This is a genomic window from Micromonospora avicenniae (assembly GCF_900156065.1).
Lineage (GTDB): Bacteria > Actinomycetota > Actinomycetes > Mycobacteriales > Micromonosporaceae > Micromonospora > Micromonospora avicenniae.
The window spans coordinates 1-15,913 of the sequence record NZ_FTNF01000003.1 but is presented as its reverse complement, the minus strand read 5'-3'; the positions used below and the strand labels follow the sequence as shown (position 1 = coordinate 15,913).

The window sequence follows — 15,913 nt, the reverse complement described above, 5'->3', positions numbered from 1 at the left end:
CTGGTGCACCTGACGGCCCGGCCCGGGAGGGCGCGTACCCGGCCGAACCAGCCGGGTGTTCAGATCTGCGATTCCGGGCGGGCGAACGGAACGGCCGGCTGCACGGTCAGATCGGCCGGCGGCGGCACGTCGTCCGGTTCGTCCCGGGCGGACCGGCGGCGCCGCCGGAACACCGCACCGGCCGGGGCGTCCTCGTCGAGCGGCGCGGCGTTCGGCGCCAGCTGCAACGCCGCAGCGAGCAGTACGCAGGCGACGAAGGCCATGGCGAGGCCCCGGCCGTACTCGATCCGGAAACCCTCCTCAGGGCTGTAGAAGAGACGCCGGGTCGAGTCGTCGAGCTCGGACGCGGTGACGGTCAGCAGGACCAGCAGCGCCCCGGCCAGGGCGAGCCCCAGCACCCGGGCGTTCGGTCGGACGGTCGGTGTGCCGCGCAGCGCGAGCGCCACCGCGCAGACCAGCCCGAGCAGTCCTACCAGGTAGCCGACCCCGAAACCGTTGACGTCGGCCACCCCGGCGGGCACTTCGAGCGAACCCTCACGCCCGCCGTCGGGCAGGGTCATCACGACCCACTCGCCGACCAGCGAGGCGACTCCGGCCAGCGCGCCGAGCCCGGCCAGCAGTTGCGGTATCCGGCGATCCCGCCCCAGCCCGGCGAGCGAGCGTCTGGGCCGCTCCGGCGTGTCGGGCTCGGCCGTGCCCCACTCGATGACCGCCATGTCGTCGGACCGGTCGTCCTGTCGTTGGATGGGAAGCTCCCGGGACATCCGCCATCCTTTCGCCGGTCACGCGACTGGTCGAATAATCGCACAGGGGACGCCCGGTGACAGGGATCGCACGCTGGGCGTCGGCGGAGCCCGTCGCAGGGAGATCCGCTTTCCGATAGCGTCGGACCATGCCTATCCGTACCGCTTCCGCACGTTGGCAGGGCAACCTCACCGAGGGGTCCGGCACGGTCCGCACCGGCAAGGGCGGCCTCCAGGGAAACTACTCGTTCAAGTCGCGCTTCGAGGAGGGCGAGGGCACCAACCCCGAGGAGCTGATCGGCGCCGCGCACGCCGGCTGCTTCTCGATGGCCTTCTCGAAGGCGCTCGCCGACGCCGGCTCGACGGCCACCTCGGTCGAGACCACCGCCAAGGTTCACCTGGACAAGACCGACGCCGGGTTCAGCGTGACCCGGATCGAGCTGGAGACCGTGGGCGAGGTGCCCGGCATCGACGAGGCCGAGTTCCAGAAGCTTGCCGAGGCAGCCAAGGCGAACTGCCCGATCTCCCGTCTGCTCTCGCCGGGCGCCGAGATCACCCTCACCGCCCGACTCTCCTCCTGACATCTCGTTGACCGCACGTTCACGGAAAGAGTCCCCAGCCGGTGTTCGGCAGACCACTCTTTCCGTGAACGTGCATGGATCTCGGCAGGCCGGGGGCGGGGTGGCGTCGGGCAGAATGGCAGGGTGCCGGTGGAGATGAGCCGCGAGCGCTTCGAGGAACTGGTCGGCGACGCGCTCGACGAGGTGCCCGAGGAGCTGCTCGGCCTGATGAGCAACGTGGTGATCCTCGTCGAGGACGATCCGCCGCCGGGCGAGGAGGACCTGCTCGGCCTCTACGAGGGACACGCGCTCACCGAGCGCGGCTGGGACTACGGCGGTGTGCTGCCCGACCGCATCTTCATCTACCGCCACCCGATCCTGCGCATCTGCGAGGACGAGGACGACGTCGTCGACGAGGTGGCCGTCACAGTGGTCCACGAGATCGCGCACCACTTCGGCATCGACGACGAGCGACTGCACTCTCTCGGTTGGGCCTGACCCGGCCGTTCACGCCTTCCAGAAGCGGCCGAGCCGCCGGTCACAGGCCCATCTGCCCGATGGCCCGTCATTGCGACGGTCACCTACCGTCTTGGCAGGCATCGCGACATCAGGAGGCACGTCATGCGCAGCTCGCTGTTCTCTGCCGAGAACCTGGAGCAGGAGTCCGCGCAGCCAGGCATGCGGCTGCAGAACTCCAAAATGTTGAAGATCGAGCTGAACGGGGAGGCGATGGCCCGGGTGGGGTCGATGGTCGCCTACCAGGGGCAGGTGCAGTTCCAGGCGCTCGGTTCCGGCGGGCTGGGCAAGTTCCTCAAGCAGAAGCTCACCGGCGAGGGTGTGCCACTCATGAAGGTCAGTGGCCAGGGTGACGTCTTCCTGGCCGAGCTGGCCAAGGACGTGCACATCATCGACCTGGAGCCGGGCGACGCGCTCTCCATCAACGGCTCCAGCGTGCTGGCCTTCGACTCCACCCTCCAGTACGACATCCGGATGGTCGGCGGCACCGGCATGGCGGCCTCCGGCCTGTTCAACTGCGTCTTCAGCGGCTACGGGCGGATCGCGATCACCACCAAGGGCACGCCCGTGGTCCTCAACGTCGACCAGCCCACCTACGTCGACCCGCAGGCCGCGGTCTGCTGGTCGGCCAGCCTCCAGACCGGCTACCACCGGGCCGAGCAGCTCGGTCTCGGCACGCTGCTCGGGCGGCGTACGGGTGAGGCGTTCACCATGAGCTTCGCCGGGCAGGGCTTCGTCGTGGTGCAGCCCTCCGAGGAGCCGCCGGTGATGGGCAGCGGTGCGCAGGAGCAGCAGGGCGGCCTGCTCGGCGGTCTGCTCAGCTGACCGGCACGACAGTCGACGAGTTGCGCGCCGGCTGAGCGAGCGACCACGGCAGCGTTGCGCGCCGGCTCAGCTCAGCTCGCCGGCGCGCAACCGCGCCAGCCAGGCGGTCGCGTCGGCGTAGTCGGCGTCCGACAGACCGGCCGGCGGTGGGATCGGCCGGTCGCCGCCCGTCTCCACCCAACGATGGCGGGGGTACGAGCCGAGGAAGTGCACGGCGGCGCAGACGCGACGCAGGCCCTGCAGCGCCTCGCCCAGCCGGACGTCCGCCACGTGCCCGGTGCAGTCGAGGAAGAACACGTAGCGGCCGAGTGCCTCGCCGGTGGGCCGGGACTCGATGCGGGTCAGGTTGACCCCGCGTACGGCCAGCTCCATCAGCACCGACAGCAGCGCGCCCACCCGGTCGTGTGCGATGTAGACCGCGAGCGACGTGACGTCGTCCCCGGTCGGTGGCGGGGGCGGGCCGGGCCGGGCGACCAGCGCGAAGCGGGTCACCGCGTCCGGATGGTCGGCGATCTTGTCAGCCAGTACGGCCAGCCGGTGGCGGGTGGCGCCGATCGGCGCGCAGATGGCCGCGTCGTACTCGCCCGCGGCGGCGCCCGCGGCGGCGGCTCCGTTGGAGAGCACGTCGACCACTGCCGCGTCGGGCAGGTTGGCGCGCAGCCAGTTCCGGCACTGTGTGGACGCCTGCGGGTGCGCCGCCACCGTGCCGATCGCGCCCAGCTCGGTGCCGGAACGGGCGCCGAGCACGAACTCCACCGGCAGGACGACCTCGCGGGTGATCACCAAGGGTTCCCCCTCGGCCAGCTCGTCGAGGGTCACCCCGACCGCCCCGCCGATCGAGTTCTCCAGCGGCACCAGCGCCGCGTCGGCCTCCCCGGTCCGTACGTTCTCCAGCGCCTCCCCGACGCTGCGCGCGGGCGTACGGTTGCCTCGCTCGGCGGCGGGGATGGTGCGCAACGCCTGCTCGGCGAAGGTGCCCTCGGGCCCGAGGTAGACGAAACGAGTCGGCGGAGTTCCCGGCATGCCGACCAGCCTACGCACCCGGTACGCCCACCGTGCCGCCGTCGCAGGCCAAGGTCCGGATTCCGGGCGGAGCGACGACGCGTACCTCGGCGTTGCACACGTCCGTACCGGCGGTGACCAGTTGCGGTGCGCCCGGCCGGCCCCGGGTGACGACCCGGAGTTCCTCGTACCCGGTCACCCTGAGCACCGTGTACTGCCAGTCCGCGGCGCAGAGGGGTCCGGTGCCGACCTGGACCCGGACGCCGTCGGGCAGCACCGAGGCACGGCCCCGTAGCAGTTGGATGACCTGTTGACCGGTGGGTCCGCTCCGGCACGACGTCGCCACCAGTCCGGCATCGGCCGTCGGTGACGACAGGTCCGGCGCGGTCGTGGGCAGGCCGGTGGCCGGCGGAACCGGTGGGGTCGGGACAGAGGTCGGCGCCGACGCGGTGGCCGGTGTGCTGGGCGACGTCGACTGACGGAGGTCGGGCGGTACGCCGCACCCGGCCACCGCCAGGGCGGTCAGGACGGCCGACACCGCGCGTACCCGCCGGTAGGACGCGGTCGAACGGGTGCGGAGGCGGGGAGCCACAGGCTGCCTACCCGATCGTCCGGCGGGTGCGGTTGAGTGCGCACCGGCCCGGATCGGGCGGGCGGCCGGCGGGGCCGGTCTGCCGCCCGGCTGCGTCGGGTCGACGGGCGACAGCGCGGTATGGAGGGGCGGGGTGGGCGGCACGGGCCGATCCTGAGGGGCTGCGGGGACGTTACGGCCGGGGTGGCCGAGCCCATCGTAGGAGCATCCGTAGCGATGTTGAAGTCAATCGTGCAGGCGGTGTCCGGCGCGCTCGAGCGCGGCGGTCGCCTCGCCGAGGCGCACCGCCGGCACCAGCACGTAGTCGGTGTCGAAGGTGGAGAACGCCACCGCGCTCACCCGGGCGCCCGCGAGCGGGCCGACCAGATCGGCGAGGGTGCCGCCGACGGCCACGTCGTCCGGCGTGCCGACGCGCAGGCAGCGCCAGGCGGTCTCCATCACGGCCTGCGCGGGCGCGCGGTCCATCGGGCAGATCACCGAGATCCCGTCGGCGGTCCAGCTCACCGTCACCACGTCCGTGGCGCCGAGCCCGTTCGACAGCGCCGGAGGCAGGGCGGAGCCGGCGGCCATCCGGCACACGGCGTACTCCCCCGGCAGCAGCGCGATATCGAGCATGATGGCACCTTACGGCCTCGGCCGGTGGCGGGTCCGGCTTTGCCACGTGCGGCGAGTGCCGCAGATTGTCGCAGGTCAGACGGGGGAGAAGAAGGTCAGCGAGCCGGCCACCGCGTCGTCGGTGAAGACCGCGGTGGAGATTGCGTCCACCGTGCAGACGGGAGCCTTCGGCGTCGCTGCCTGCACCCGCAGCAGGCCCCGCGCGAGCCGACCGGAGGAGAGCGCCAGCAGCGGCGGGATCTTGTCGATCTCCTGTTGGGTCAGCTCGTTGCGGTTCGCGGTGAAGTCGAGAAGGCGCAGCCCGCCGGAGAGCAGCGGCAGCCCGATCACGGCGTCCGGCTCGCCGAGGCTGAGCAGTCGGCAGGTGGCGGTGGAGATCGCCACCACGTTCGTGTCGGCGTCGATCAACAAGCACGGCTCGTCGGCGTTGGTGACCGTCGAGGACCAGCGGTCGAAGTTGTCGCACTCGGGCTCTGTCGATGCCTGTGCCGCCGGCACGAACACTTCGGAGAGCGAGAGTTCGACGTGGGCCACCGCGCCTCCTATGTACACCGACGGACTGTCCACGCTAGCCGGTCGGCGTCCGCACCGCGGCCGCCGGCCGCAGTCGCTGCGGAAGCAGCGCAGGCGACCAGTGGTCGCGGCGCGGACCCGCGGCGCCGGTGAAGACCGGCCCACGAGACGTCGCCGAAGACGTTACCGGCGGTTTGCCGGCTTGTCAGCGGCTGTTCGGCCGTCCTCGTACCACCGGTAGTCGGCCGCCGGGCGGTACGTGCCGTTCAGCCAGGTGCTCGGGTGCTGCGCCACCCGGGAGAGCTTCTCCGCGGTGACCGGACTGATCCGGTTGCCGCCTGCGACGAGCAACCGGTCCAGTTCGCGGTGGGTGGCCATGAGGCAGTCCTTGGGCAGGCCGTAGACGCTGATGACCCCGGAGCCGACGAAGGTCAGCACCGGGGTCACCGGGATCTGCAGGCCCACCGCGTCCGAGAGCGCCTTGCTCGCCCGCCTGGCGTCCCGCCGGGCCTCGGCCACGTACGGCGGGCGCTTGCCGTTGATCTGCACCACGTCGCCGGCGACCAGCACCCGAGCCCGGCCGTGGTCGGCGACGGTGACCGCGAAGAGACCGCTCGGGCCGATGGCCAGGAAACCGGCGCGTTCGTCCTGCGACCCGTCGAGCAGGACGTCGGCGGCGTCGGTGCGGGGCCACTCGATGACGTGCCAGGCCGGCCCGAGGTGGTCGAGTTGGCCGACGGCGCGGGCTCCCGCCGCCTCCAGGCGTCGAGCACCACGCTCCGCCCGCCGTCGGCGGGCCCACTCGAACGGTTTGGGGCGGACCGGATCGAGGATCCCCGGCGACTCCGCCCGGGGGTGTGGCACCGTGCCAGGCAGCGCCCGGGTGGTGGGTGCGGCTCGGCGAGCGGGAAAGACAGTCATCGCGACCTCCGGCAAAAGGTCCCTCGAAGTTATGTCCTCACTACCCTACGTCGCCACTCCCGGGGCTCGGCAAGGTGGAGCGCCGGAGTGACTGTGGATGAATGCCATATTCATCCGTCCTTCTTTTCCCGGATACCGCCAAACCCTGCCCTACGCTGCCAAGGGTGACCCACTATGTGGACAGCGAGGTCGGCCGGCTCGGCACCGTGCTTCTGCACCGCCCCGGCCCGGAACTCGCCCGCCTCACACCCCGCAACAACGACTCGCTCCTGTTCGACGCCATCCCGTGGGTGGGGCGCGCCCAGGAGGAACACGACGCCTTCGCGGCCGCGCTGCGCGAGCGCGGGGTGGAGGTGCTCTACCTCGCGAGCCTGCTCGCCGAGACGCTGGCGGTGGCCGAGGCCCGCGCCGAACTCACCGAGCAGGTGCTGAGCTCGCCCCGGCTGGGCGACACGTTGCGCGCCCGCGTCGCCGACCACCTGGCGTACCTGGACCCCGCGGCGCTCGCCGACGTGCTGATCGCCGGCCTCGCCCACGAGGAACTACGGATCAGCCCGGAGCGGCCGGGAGGCCTCGTCTACACGCTGATGGACCGGCACGACTTCGTGATCGAACCGTTGCCGAACCTGCTCTTCACCCGGGACTCCTCGCTCTGGATCAGGGACCGCGTCGGGGTGACCAGCCTCGCGATGCGGGCTCGCCGCCGGGAGAGCACCCTGACGAACGCCATCTACCGCCACCACCCGCGCTTCGTGGGCACGGAATTCGTCTACCAACCCGGCCTCGAGCACCTGGAAGGCGGCGACGTGCTGCTGCTGGCACCGGGGGTGATCGCCGTCGGAGTGGGCGAACGGACCACGCCCGCCGGCGCGGAACGGCTCGGGCGGCAGGTCTTCGCCGCCGGGCTGGCGCACACGATCCTGGTGGTACCGGTCGCACAGAAGCGCGCCACCATGCACCTGGACACGGTCTGCACGATGGTCGACGTCGACGCCGTGCTGATGTACCCGAACGTCGCCGACGCGCTGTCCGCGTACACCGTGATCGCCGGCGCGGACGGCGACGACCCGCGAGTGGACGGCCCCGCACCGTTCCTGCGGGCCGCCGCGGACGCCATGGACATCGACCAGCTCCGGGTCATCGACACCGGGCTGGATCCGGTCACCGCCGAGCGCGAACAGTGGGACGACGGCAACAACACCCTCGCCCTGGCACCGAGGCTCTGCGTCGGGTACGAGCGCAACGTGGAGACCAACGCCCAGCTGGAACGGGCCGGCATCGAGCTGATCCCGATCGCCGGCTCGGAGTTGGGCTCGGGCCGGGGCGGACCCCGCTGCATGTCCTGCCCGATGGTGCGGGAGCCGTTGCGGCGCTGACCGGCCCGCTACCGGCTCAGCGCAGGGTGAGCTGCCGGCCGACCAGCCCCTGCCGGGCCCGGCGTCCGGCGGCGTCCAGCGGGGTGGTGTCGGCGAGCGCGTCGGCGTACCGCTTGGCGAACTGTGCCACCGGCTCCTCCCACTCGGTGGCGGGCGTCCGCTCGGGCAGGTCCCAGACCGGCACCAGCCGGCCGTGCGCCCGGAACATGCCGGCGAACCGGGTGTCGTCCCCCAGCGGCAAGTTGCCGGCGGCACCGAGCCGAGCCAGCGCGTCCAGCGCCGTGTCCTCGTCCTCCGGCAGCACCCAGCGCACGTGCGCCTTCTCCGGCACCTGGCACCAGTACGCCGCCTTTGCGGCACTCAGCCGCACCGTCGGGTAGATGGCGGCGTTCGCCCGCTCCAGGGACGCCTGCACGTTCGGGTCCTCCGTCGCACCCGGGTCCAGCCAGAAATCGAACCCGTCGTGCATGCTGATCTCCAGCGGCCCGTCCACCAGGATGTCCTGCAACCGCGCGCCCGGCCCGGGCAGCGGCGGTACCGACACGGGGTCGCCCGGCTCCGTACGCAGCGCGCAGAGCAGCGCCTCGGCGAGGTCGCGGGAGACGTCGCCGGACTGGTCGTGACGCTGCAGCCCGATGAGCACCCGCCCGTCCGGCTTCGTCATCGCGGGAGCGGCCAGCGGCAGGACGGTGGCCAGGGTCACCTGCCGCTCACCGAACTCCTCCACCAGCGCGGGAGCGAGCCGCAGCGGCGCGGACGCGGCCGGTACCAGCTCGCGCAGTGCGATCCACTCGGGCTCGTCGACGAGCCCCTCGAACGGGCGCGGCACGAAGATGTCGCGCACCTTCTCGCGCTTCGGGGTGGTCTCGGCGGCCCGCTGGCTCTTTCGACGCTTGCTCACGGCGAGACAGCCTAGAGGTCCGGCGGGACCGCTGCGGGGACGACCCGCCCCGGGAGCCGGCCCGACCGTAGTGGTGGCGCTGCCACCGGTGGCCGCGCCCGGACGGACGGCGCCGAGGACGGCCAGGGCAGGGCTGAGGCTCAGCCGGTGACGAGGAGATCGGCACCGGTGGGTTCGAACTCGGCCCAGACACACTGCCCGAGCCCGTCCAGCTCGACTCCCCACCGGCTGGCGAGGCCCGAGACGATGTGCAGTCCGCGGCCATCGGCGGCATCCGGACTCGCCGCCCGCATCCGGGGACCCTCGCCGGCTCCGCCGTCGGTGACCCGCAGCTGGATCTGTGGGGCGTCGGCCGGCCCGCGCAGCCGCCAGGCGACCCGCACCACTCCGCCGGGCAGCGGGCGAGCGTGCCGGACCGCGTTACCCACCAACTCGGCCAGCACCGCGACCAGATCCGCCAGGACCATCGGTGGCACCAGACCGGTCAGCTCGTCGGCGAGCCGGTGCCGAGCCAGCCGCGCCCCACTGGCGTGATGGGGAACCACCACGCACCAGGCTCGTTCGCCCTTTCCCGTCGCCACCGTCGCCCCTTCACACCCCCGCGCCGTCGCCGGTCACCCGCGCGGCAGCCGCACCTCTGCGACCGTACCGCCACCGGCCCTTGGTCTGAGGGATACCCATCCGTTCTGCTGTTCAACGATCCGGCGGACGAGATAGAGACCGAGCCCGGCTCCCGGATAGCCGCGACGATCCCCGGACTCGCCCTGCCAGAACCGGTCGAAGGCCCGCTCGACATGCTCCGGCCGGATGCCTATCCCCCGGTCGCTGACCCGGAAGGAGACCATCTGACCGTCCGGCCGGGCGCTGATCTCGACGGGCGAACCCGGTGCGGAGTACTTGCCGGCATTGGTGGCCAGCTCGGTCAGCACGGTGGCGAGGCTCGGCCGGTGACCGAGCGCCTTGGGCAGGTCGGCCGGCAGGTCGAGGGTGATTCGATGGCGCAGCTCGGCGGGAAGGTCGCCGGCCGCGGCCCGCAGGGCGTCCCCGAGATCGAAGGGGGTGGGCGGCTCGTCGCCGGGCCCCGCCTCGGCGGCGGAGGAGAGCAGCCGGTCGAGCAGCCGAGCCAGCTCGTTCGACCGCTGACCGATCACCCGGGCGGCCTGGCGTCGGTCGGCGTCGGTCAGCGACTCCCAGTGGTCGGTCAGGGTGTCCGCGTACCCCTTGATCACGGTGACCGGGGTACGCAGCTCGTGGCTGGTCACCGCCACGAAGAGGTCACGCTCGTGATCGCGGCGCTGCTGGTCGGTGATGTCGCGGAACGTGACCACCCGCAGGGCGCCGAGACCCGGCACGTCGCCGGAGGTGATCCGGAGCCAGCGACCGTCCGGCAGGCGGTGGTCGAGCACCTGGCCGGACGGGGGGACCGGGAACGGTAGTGGTCGGCTGAGCGCCTGGGCGGCCGTCTGTCCGGTCACCTGAGCCGCCGCCGGGTTCCAGAGCCGTACGCGCCCGTCGCGATCGACCACGGCGAGCCCGTCGGCGAGCGCCGCGACGACCGGGCCGTCGCCGTGCACCGGCAGCCCGGTCTGGTCGCCGTACATGTGCGCTATGCAGGAGGCGAGGTACGCGATCACCGCGTGGTGATCGTCGTCCGGCTCGTCGGAGTCGTCTGCGTAGATGACGTGCAGGCTGCCGACCGTGTGCCCGCCGATCTCCGCCCGGGAGACGACCATCCGGCGCAGGCCCCGGTCGGCGAGTTCGCCCGGAAAGGTGCCGGCGAGCTGGTCCGTCCGGATCTGCTGCACCCGGGGGCCGGAGAGCAGGCAGACGGTGGCCGGGTCGTTGGCGGGCAGCGGGCGGCCCACGGTCCATTCGGCGGCGCCCGTCGCGGAGATGACCCGCCCACCGGTCGGCCCGAACTCGACGAATGCCGTGGCGGCGGCGCCGAGCGCCGGCTGGGCCACCCGGAGGAGCTGGGTGAGGACGGGAAGTCCGGCGTCACCAGAGTTGATCATTTCGATCACGACGGTGTGGCCGGCGATGAGAGCGGCGAAATCGATGCGCTCCGGCATGTCCCGAGTGTGCCCTGTCGGCCCGATTTTGGGCACCCCCGCGCAGACCCCTCAGATCGGGTCCGCGCCCGCCCGTTCGTCCGGTCAGCGGCCGAGCCGGGCCAGGGTCTGCGCGGGCCGATCGGTGATGATGCCGTCCACCCCGGCGGTGAGCACGAGGTCGAGGTCCTCGGGCTCGTTCACCGTCCAGACGTACACCTGGTTGCCGGCCGCCCGCAGCGCCGGCAGCAGCTGCGGGCGGGCCCGTACCAGCGCGATGCCCGGCCCGGCGACGCGGGTGCCGAACGGCAGGCGGCCGAGCCGCATCCAACGCGGCAGCACCTCGAGCAGGAGCACGGTGGGCAGGGCGGGGGCGAGGTCCCGGATCCGGCGTACGGCCAACGGCGCGAACGACATCACGGTCACCTGGACCGGGTCGTCCGGCTTCGGCTCGGTCAGCCCGTAGCGGCGCAGCAGGGCGACCAGTCGCCGTTCCACGTCGCGGCCGTAGCGGGACGGGTGCTTCGTCTCGATCAGCAGCCGCACCGGCCGACCGGCCGCCAGCACCGCGTCGAGCAGCCGCTCCAGGGTGAGCAGCCGGGTGTGCGAGTCGTCCGGCGGCTCGTCCCCCTCGCCCGGTACGCACCCGGGGTGCCAGGAACCGAAGTCGAGCTCCTCCAACTGGGCGAGGGTGCGGGCGCTGACCAGACCATGGCCGTTGCTGGTGCGATCCAGCCGCCGGTCGTGTACGCAGACCAGGTGCCCGTCGCGGGTCAGCCGTACGTCGCACTCCAGCCCGTCGGCGCCCTCGGCCAGCGCGCGCAGGTAGGCCGCGAGGGTGTGTTCGGGCAGGTCGTACGAGGCGCCGCGATGCGCGAAGACCAGAGGTTGATCGCCCATCCCGGTCGCCTAGAGCACCCGGCCGGGCTGCCCGTTCTCGCCGATCACGGGGCGCCCGGCGGCGGCCCATTCGCCCATGCCGCCGGCCACGTTGCGCACCTGGTCCCAGCCGTTGCGCGTGAGGTACGCGACGACCTGGGCGGAGCGGCCGCCGGAGCGGCAGATGACGGCCACGTCCCGGTCGTCGGGCACCTCGGACAGCCGGGCCGGCAGCTCCATCATCGGCAGGTGGTGGGCGCCGGGCGCGTGGCCGCCGGCCCACTCGTCGTCCTCGCGGACGTCGAGCAGGTAGGTGTCGTCGGTGATCTCGGCGACGGTCACTGTGGGTACCTGGGATCCGAACACGGCTACCAAGCCTAGATCCTCGTCGAGGGAGATTGGCGGGGTCAGGGCCGTCGGCGCGGTCACAGCCGGACCACCCAGCGCGGATTGGCCCGGGTCCAGTCCGGCATCCGGGTGCCGCGCACGGCGTCGAACAGGCCGTTGCCGCTGTTCTCCAGCACCACGTACGACACCTCGTCGATGATCTCCGAGTGCGACGGCACCTGTACGCCATGTAGCGCGTCCGGGGGTAGCCCGCGGAGGGCGAGGAGCAGGTCCTCCAGGGCCACCCCGTTGGTGTCCACGGTGAGCGATCCGCCGACGGCACGGATCACCTGGTCGAGCTTGATCGGGTTGCTGCGCAACCGGGTCTCGCCGGCCCGGTCCAGCATCGCCCGGAGCAGCTGCTGCTGGTGGCGCTGCCGGTCGTAGTCGCCGCCCGGCAGGTCGTAACGCTGCCGGACGTAGTCCAGCGCCTCGGCGCCGTTCATCTGCTGGCAGCCGGGACTGAACACCCGCTTCGTGTGGATCGAGCGGACCTCGCGTTCAACGCACATCCGGACGCCGCCGAGCAGGTCCACCACCTGCCGGATGCCGGCGAAGTCGACCAGGGCGGCGCCGTCGAAGCGGACCCCGGTCAGCCGGGTCAGCGTGGCCGACAGCAGTTGGGCGCCCGCTTCCCCGCCGCGGCCGTGCTCGAACGCGGCGTTGATCTTGTCCTCGCCGCCGGCGTAGCCGTTACCCGCGGGAATCGCGACGAGCAGGTCGCGGGGGATGGAGACCAGGTACGCCTCCCGCAGCCCGGTCGGCACGTGCACGATGAGGATGGTGTCGGCGCGCTGCTCGGCGGTGTTGTCGCCCGGCCGCCGGTCGGTGCCGATCAGCAGGTAGTTCAGCGGGCCGTCCAGGTCGGGGTGCTCGTTGCGGGCGCTGGCGTCGAGCAGTTGCTCCTTGAGCACGGTGCGGTCGTACCGGTCGGTGAGCTCGTGGAGCCCGAGCATGGTGAGCCCGGCCAGCACCACGAGGGTCAGGCCGATCCCCAGCAGGACGCGGGGCCAGCGGGGGCGGCGCGGCCGGACGGCCCCGCTGTCCGCCTCGGTCCGCTCCCCGTCGTCCCGGCCCGAACTGGACGTGGCCCCTCCCCGTCGCCGACGTGAGTCCTGCTCACGATCAGGCTACGGGTGGGGCCACGTCCAGTTGGTCGGTTTTGCCGATTCCGCTGTCACTTCCGGTTCGAGATGACCTCGGGGTGGTAGAAGACGTACTGGGCGAGCCGGTCCTCCTTGACCGCCTTGAACATCTCCAGCGTGTCCTCGCTCAGCACCTCCCGGCCGCTGCCGTTGCCGTTGAAGGTGCCGGCGTTCGTCTTGAGCATGATCAGCTCGTTGCCGGTCACGCCGCGCATGGTCAAGGCGAGTTCCTCGATCTTGGCGCCGCCGGTGTCCAGCACGAGCGCCTTGCCGGCCGCCTTGACGAGCTGCTGGAGCTTGAGCGGGTTGGTCAGCATGCCCTTGTCGGTGGCCTTGCGGGCCATCGCCTTGATCAGCTGCTGCTGATTGGCCTGCCGGTCGTAGTCGCCGTTCGTGAGGGTCTTGCGCTGCCGGGCGTAGTCCAGCGCCGCCCAGCCCTCCATCTCCCGGCAGCCCTTCTTGTGCACCACCGGCTTCATCGGCTTGCCGGTCTTCTTTGCGTCCGCGTTCCACATCGGCTTGCCGTCCACGTAGGACATGTGGATCGACTGGACCTCCTGCTTGACGCAGATCCGCACCGTGCCGAGCGTGTCGATCACGTTCTTGAAGCCGCCGAAGTTGATGATCGCGCCGCCGTCGAAGCTCACCCCGGTGAGCTCCTTGATGGTCTTCGCCATCCACTGGGCGCCGCCCTCCCAGCCGCCGCCGTTGCGGGCGCCGATCTGGAAGGCCGCGTTGATCTTGTCGGTGCCGCCGTTCCAGCCGGCCTTCTTCAACGCGGGGATGTGCGCCTCGGTGTCCCGGGGGATGGAGATCAGGTAGGCCTGGTCGTGCGTGGCGGGGATGTGCAGGACGATGATCGAGTCCGACCGGACGTCGTCAGCCGCCCACCGCTCGCGCGCGTCCACGCCGAGCAGCAGCATGTCGATCGGGCCGTCCAGGCTCGCGCCGCCCTCGGCGTCGGTCTTGCCGGCGTCGCCGATCAGGTTGCGTTGCGCGATCCCGCCAGTCGCCTGGCTGATCAGTGCCTTGCTGCCGACGATCGCGACGCCGCTGGTCAGCATCAGCACCGCGCCGAACACGACGGTGAGTCGGGCCCAGAGCGGGTCCTTTCGCCGGGTGCGCTTCTTGGGCGCGATCGGGTCGGCGCCGCGGGTACGGGCCTGGGAGGGGATGGCCGCGGAACCGCCGGCGGACGGACGGGAGCGATCCAGCGACGGAGGGCGACGGCTGGTTTGAACCGGCATGCGTGCTCCAGCTCGCGTTGTCGGGGGGCGGGACCACTGTACGGATACTTTGCGGTCATGGCGAGTTCGCCAAGGCGCAAATTCCGCAACACCCGGCGGGACACCAGGCATACTGACCGATCAGCCAGATCGATTGCGACCGATCGGTGACCGACTTTCAGTAACTGGAAACCTTCTCATCGACGCCGGGCCGTCAGCCCCTGGGCGAACGGCTGATCAGCCGCCGTCGCTCTTCTTCTCCTGGTTGGCCTTCACCCAGTCGGCCATCGTGTCGGCCGAAATGGCCCGGTACATCGCGAGGGCCTTCTCCCGGTCGGAAACCACCACCGACTCTCCGTTGATCATGTCGCTGCCGGAGTTCGGGCTGGTCACGAAGGTCAGGTTCTCACCTCGCAGGTTACGGAACTGCAATCCCATGTCGACCAACGAGAAGCTCTGGTCGACGGTGACGGCGTCGGTCACCGACTGGAGGAAGGCGTTCAGCTTCCTCGGGCTGCTCAACGTGCCGCTGCTCGCCGCCTTGTCCATCAGGGCGCGCAGGAACTCCTGCTGGTGCCGCATCCGGGCGAAGTCCCCGTCCGGGAACTGCTTGCGCTGCCGGATCCAGTCCAACGCCTCGGTGCCGTCCATGTGGTTCATGCCCTTGGTGAACGTCCGGTACGGCTTGTGGATCGAGGTGACGGTGCGCTCGACGTTCAGGTCGACCCCGCCGAGCGCGTCCGTGACCTGCTTGAAGCCGGCGAAGTCGATCGCCATGACGTGGTCGATCCGGACGTCGGTGAAGCACTCGACGGTGCGTACCGCGAGCGGCAGACCGCCGAAGGCGAAGGCTGCGTTGATCTTCGCCCGCCGTCCGGAGCCGCAGTCGGCGCCGGCGCTCTCCGGGACCGGCACGTACAGGTCACGCGGAATGGAGACCAGGTAGGCCTCCTGGTGATTGGCCGGGATGTGCATCACGATGATCGTGTCGGCCCGCCACTTGCCGGCCTGGTCGACCGGCGCGTCCGGGTCCCGCGAGTCGCTGCCGACCAGCAGGATGTTGAGCGCGCCCTCCACCGTCTTGGTCGGCCGTCCCTCGGTGATCTCCGAGAACGGGTCGGTCCGGGCCAGATCGTTGTCGAGATTGCGTACGTAGAGCCAGGCGCCGACGCCGCCGATCAACGCGAGCACCAGGACGGCGATCCCGACCACCAGCGCGATCCGCCCCCACCGCGGCCGCGGCCCACGCCGGCCCGGTCGACCGCCCCCGGGACCGGGAGGACCGCCCGGCCCGCCCGGGCCGCCGGGCCCGCCACCCTGCGGCACCTCGTCGTACGACCGGTACCCGTCGGACGCCCGGACGCGCGCGGTGGTCCCGCGAGCAGTGCCGGGGACCGATGCGCGCCCGGAGCCGGGCGCCGGCGCACGCCCGGGGCTGCGGTGCAGGTAGGGGTGCGATCCGGCGGCGGACGAGGTGGCTGACATGTAAGTCAGGGTACGTACGTTCGGCCAGCGCCGCCCTCAGGCGACACTCAGGTTCCGTCCGGCGAGCTGCCCGCCGAGGGACGCTCCTATGCCGCGTCAAGTGGTCCTGGTGGGGTTTCGAGGCGTCGGTAGAGCTCTCGGGCGACGTAGCGCTTGAGGCAGCGTTTGATCTCCCG

Annotated in this window: 18 protein-coding genes; 4 read left to right on the top strand and 14 right to left on the bottom strand. The window is 71.6% G+C overall.

All coding sequences use genetic code 11. The annotated features are described in order from the left end of the window. Positions 1-59 precede the first annotated feature (59 nt). A complete protein-coding gene (locus BXA10_RS05785; protein ID WP_076468374.1) occupies positions 60-764 on the bottom strand; it encodes a hypothetical protein in 705 nt (234 codons plus the stop codon). Positions 765-892: 128 nt separating this feature from the next. On the opposite strand from BXA10_RS05785, the gene BXA10_RS05780 reads away from it, so the two are divergent. The 3 genes from BXA10_RS05780 (at position 893) to BXA10_RS05770 (ending at position 2,644) form a co-directional block, all read left to right on the top strand. Beyond that, the gene (locus tag BXA10_RS05780; protein ID WP_076468372.1) at positions 893-1,324 is read left to right on the top strand and encodes an OsmC family protein; all 432 of its coding nucleotides are present in this window, start codon (positions 893-895) and stop codon (positions 1,322-1,324) included. Positions 1,325-1,453: 129 nt separating this feature from the next. Further along, complete coding sequence (locus BXA10_RS05775) at positions 1,454-1,801, top strand: metallopeptidase family protein (protein ID WP_175649139.1); 348 nt, start codon at positions 1,454-1,456, stop codon at positions 1,799-1,801. A 123-nt stretch (positions 1,802-1,924) separates the two neighbouring features. After that, the gene (locus tag BXA10_RS05770; protein ID WP_076468368.1) at positions 1,925-2,644 is read left to right on the top strand and encodes an AIM24 family protein; all 720 of its coding nucleotides are present in this window, start codon (positions 1,925-1,927) and stop codon (positions 2,642-2,644) included. A 66-nt stretch (positions 2,645-2,710) separates the two neighbouring features. Here the strand turns inward: BXA10_RS05770 and pheA are convergent, their stop codons facing one another. The 5 genes from pheA to BXA10_RS05745 form a co-directional block, all read right to left on the bottom strand. Then, positions 2,711-3,667 carry a prephenate dehydratase gene (gene pheA / locus BXA10_RS05765; RefSeq protein ID WP_076468365.1) on the bottom strand — a complete coding sequence of 319 codons (957 nt, stop codon included), beginning with the start codon at positions 3,665-3,667 and terminating at the stop codon, positions 2,711-2,713. A 10-nt stretch (positions 3,668-3,677) separates the two neighbouring features. After that, a complete protein-coding gene (locus BXA10_RS05760) occupies positions 3,678-4,238 on the bottom strand; it encodes a hypothetical protein (RefSeq protein WP_425436038.1) in 561 nt (186 codons plus the stop codon). Positions 4,239-4,463: 225 nt separating this feature from the next. Continuing rightward, positions 4,464-4,853 carry an ACT domain-containing protein gene (locus tag BXA10_RS05755; protein WP_076468363.1) on the bottom strand — a complete coding sequence of 130 codons (390 nt, stop codon included), beginning with the start codon at positions 4,851-4,853 and terminating at the stop codon, positions 4,464-4,466. Between the two features lie 75 nt (positions 4,854-4,928). Then, positions 4,929-5,387, bottom strand: a complete 459-nt coding sequence (locus BXA10_RS05750; RefSeq protein ID WP_076468360.1) for a hypothetical protein — start codon at positions 5,385-5,387, stop codon at positions 4,929-4,931. Positions 5,388-5,549: 162 nt separating this feature from the next. Continuing rightward, positions 5,550-6,287 (bottom strand): hypothetical protein, encoded by a 738-nt coding sequence (locus tag BXA10_RS05745; RefSeq protein ID WP_076469195.1) that lies wholly within the window; start codon positions 6,285-6,287, stop codon positions 5,550-5,552. A 164-nt stretch (positions 6,288-6,451) separates the two neighbouring features. Between BXA10_RS05745 and BXA10_RS05740 the strand changes: the two genes are divergently transcribed. Continuing rightward, on the top strand, positions 6,452-7,663 hold the full coding sequence (locus tag BXA10_RS05740) for an arginine deiminase (protein ID WP_076468358.1): 1,212 nt from the start codon (positions 6,452-6,454) through the stop codon (positions 7,661-7,663). Between the two features lie 16 nt (positions 7,664-7,679). On the opposite strand, the gene BXA10_RS05735 is transcribed toward BXA10_RS05740, so the two are convergent. From BXA10_RS05735 to BXA10_RS05700, 8 genes are all read right to left on the bottom strand, one after another. Next, the gene (locus BXA10_RS05735) at positions 7,680-8,564 is read right to left on the bottom strand and encodes a DUF5926 family protein (RefSeq protein ID WP_076468357.1); all 885 of its coding nucleotides are present in this window, start codon (positions 8,562-8,564) and stop codon (positions 7,680-7,682) included. 140 nt (positions 8,565-8,704) lie between these two features. Further along, entirely contained in the window at positions 8,705-9,112 is a 408-nt protein-coding gene (locus BXA10_RS05730; RefSeq protein ID WP_175649129.1) for an ATP-binding protein, read from the bottom strand. A gap of 66 nt (positions 9,113-9,178) precedes the next feature. After that, a complete protein-coding gene (locus BXA10_RS05725) occupies positions 9,179-10,636 on the bottom strand; it encodes a PAS domain-containing sensor histidine kinase (RefSeq protein WP_076468353.1) in 1,458 nt (485 codons plus the stop codon). 84 nt (positions 10,637-10,720) lie between these two features. Further along, the gene (locus BXA10_RS05720) at positions 10,721-11,515 is read right to left on the bottom strand and encodes a glycerophosphodiester phosphodiesterase (RefSeq protein WP_076468349.1); all 795 of its coding nucleotides are present in this window, start codon (positions 11,513-11,515) and stop codon (positions 10,721-10,723) included. Positions 11,516-11,524: 9 nt separating this feature from the next. Continuing rightward, positions 11,525-11,860, bottom strand: a complete 336-nt coding sequence (locus tag BXA10_RS05715) for a rhodanese-like domain-containing protein (protein WP_076468346.1) — start codon at positions 11,858-11,860, stop codon at positions 11,525-11,527. 59 nt (positions 11,861-11,919) lie between these two features. After that, on the bottom strand, positions 11,920-12,858 hold the full coding sequence (locus BXA10_RS05710) for an LCP family protein (protein ID WP_076468344.1): 939 nt from the start codon (positions 12,856-12,858) through the stop codon (positions 11,920-11,922). Between the two features lie 200 nt (positions 12,859-13,058). Continuing rightward, the gene (locus BXA10_RS05705; protein WP_076468342.1) at positions 13,059-14,273 is read right to left on the bottom strand and encodes an LCP family protein; all 1,215 of its coding nucleotides are present in this window, start codon (positions 14,271-14,273) and stop codon (positions 13,059-13,061) included. Between the two features lie 216 nt (positions 14,274-14,489). Beyond that, on the bottom strand, positions 14,490-15,737 hold the full coding sequence (locus BXA10_RS05700) for an LCP family protein (RefSeq protein ID WP_076468340.1): 1,248 nt from the start codon (positions 15,735-15,737) through the stop codon (positions 14,490-14,492). Positions 15,738-15,913: the final 176 nt, after the last annotated feature.